This window comes from Acinetobacter sp. YH16053, from assembly GCF_013417035.1.
Lineage (GTDB): Bacteria > Pseudomonadota > Gammaproteobacteria > Pseudomonadales > Moraxellaceae > Acinetobacter > Acinetobacter towneri.
The window spans coordinates 1-2380 of record NZ_VPEP01000078.1; the positions used below are offsets into that span (position 1 = coordinate 1).

Here is a 2380-nt window from a genome sequence, read left to right on the forward strand (position 1 = left end):
CCACATGAAATTTTTTAGATACTTCACTTAGCGATAACTTAGCCATTTACTGTGTCCTTTTTATTTGATGGCATGTATCCCACTTTTTTTAGGTATGGGGCTAGTTCTTTGATTTTTTCAGAGTCTTGTAGCATCTCAGCAATACGAACAGCAAATTGAGGATAGCTTTCTGTTCCTTGTGAATAGCGACCCATTTCAGGGAGTTCTGAAAGTTTATTTGCAAACATATGCCGTTGAGCATCGGTCATCTTTGAAAAAAGTTCCAAAGTATTCGGATCTCTTTCTATTGATGGGCTATCCTTCTTCTTCTGTTTAAAGGTAAAAGAAAATCCTGAAATAGAACGTCCTCTTTTATGCTGTTCATATTTTACAGTTATATCCGTATGCTCATTTATTTGTTTAATTGAAAGCTCTAAAACACGCTCTTTTAAATGAGCCATCCGTAAATATTCATTATCAAGAACGCCTAACTTCTTTCTAAATTCTTGTAGTTCTATGGTTGGGGTTTTACCAGCGCTTCGCCACTGAATTAGAAGCTCATATAAGCGAATGGCATAAGCGCTACTAAGACTACTAACTTGCTGTAATTCATATTTAGTAAATTGTTCTTCCAGTCTGGTTATGAAGGGAACAACAGCAGGTGCAAATATTAAGTCTACAGTTGCTTCATTGTCGTTATAAGCAATTTGAGATACCCAACGACTCATAACATTTCGGATATTCCCATTAGCTTTTTTCTCTTGATAGCTAAATTGACGCGCGAATAAATCCTTACAAGCATCTTTTAAGGCTTGATAAGCTGTATTACGGTGTACACCAAACTGATTGATATAACTATCTGCATGAACTTCTAATGGATCATTTGCATTAATCCCTTTCCCACTTTCCCTTGCTTCAACAATAGCTAATAAAATTAAACGTTGTTCTACTAAGTCTAAGTTATAGCTTGCGTTGATTAAGGCATTGTCTTTTACGACTAAATCTCTCATAGCCACTATTTTTTTATTGTGTATAAATACACGTTAATATTATTTGTGTACTAATGCAAGGTAAACGTAGACATATTGCAAGGTAAACGTGGACATATTGCAAGGTAAACGTGGACATATTGCAAGGTAAACGTGGACATATAAGAGCTAAAACCCTTTATTCATAATGCTTTCAAGCCATCTAAAAGTATTTAAAAGCTTTAAAATAATTAAAAGCCCAGGTCATGAAAAATTGCCCTTGGTTTTCGCTTCGCTCAAACTCTATTGAACTTCGCTTTCGCTCAGTTCGAAGGGGCAATTTTTGGTTAATACCATCTGGAATTCAATAAAAAGCAAAAGCAACTCGGAATTCGCTTCGCTCATGAGTTTTTTATGCTCGCTTCGCTCGACCTAGATGCAAATTAAATCTGTTCGCACCCTTCGGGATGCTCTATATCTAAGTCTGAGCAGTAAAGGGGAGCTTGTAATCAGAGAAAGAGCAGGGCAAAATTTTGATAGTGTTCAATCGCTCGTAGACACTCGCTCGGCTAATCCCTGTTAGCCTCAAAAAGAAAAGCACAAAGCGAACGGAGTGTGAGCAACATAACGGTAGATCACTTATTCCCCCCTCTGATTACTGCTTTTGCTGAATTGGATTACATATTCAAGTCAAAATCATTTCTCGGTTGTGGCTGTTTGAGTTCATGACTTGATAATTCAATGCTGTTTTGTTGTTGTGATGGGTTTTTAATTTCGTGAATATCATTTTTGATCGTCTCAAAGCCTTTCAAACATGATTGATATAATTCTCTTGGTTCTTTGAGATGGGAATTTCTAGGCTCTAAAATCTTCTCACATTCAAGATATCTCAACATTCTTCGGTCGTTTTTGATGATTTCATCTAACTTTCTACACTCGCTGTGAGTGAGATTTTTACTTGATCGATTTATGTATTCTTGTATATTTTTAATTTTTTTACTCGTTAAAACAATCAGTTGTATTTGATTCTGATTTTTATATGCTTGCTGTTGTTTTTCACTGATTTCTTTGTGATAAGCAACATAATCGGGGTAATAACCGTCGCTTCTTAAATATTTAAAATCAAGAGCTGGCTTGGGTTTGAGTCGAATTTCTGTTATTCCGATTTCTAGTCGTTCAAGTTTTCGATTAATTTCGTCAAGTTCTCTAGAGTTTTCCCAAGCATGTTGATCTGCTTGCTTTGCATCTGCAAATCTTCGTAGAAGTCGCTCGGAACTTTCAATTGCAAGATTTTCGAGAGTGCTCTCTCGATGTCTGATTGTTGTGTGCTGATTGTTGTTTGAATCGGTTCTAAATTTGCTGTTACTAAGTTGCTGACAATGATTTTTAAATCCAGTTGACTCAATGATTTGGTTAATTGCTGACTCAATTGG

General features: G+C 36.0%; 1 protein-coding gene and 1 pseudogene. Both read right to left on the reverse strand.

Features of this window, described 5'->3' with window-relative positions; translation table 11 throughout:
- Positions 1–38: 38 nt before the first annotated feature.
- Positions 39–989 (reverse strand): replication initiation protein RepM, encoded by a 951-nt coding sequence (gene repM / locus FTV43_RS14990; protein WP_159516827.1) that lies wholly within the window; start codon positions 987–989, stop codon positions 39–41.
- A gap of 635 nt (positions 990–1624) precedes the next feature.
- A pseudogene (locus tag FTV43_RS14995) lies at positions 1625–2380 on the reverse strand (mobilization protein); the annotation flags it as partial.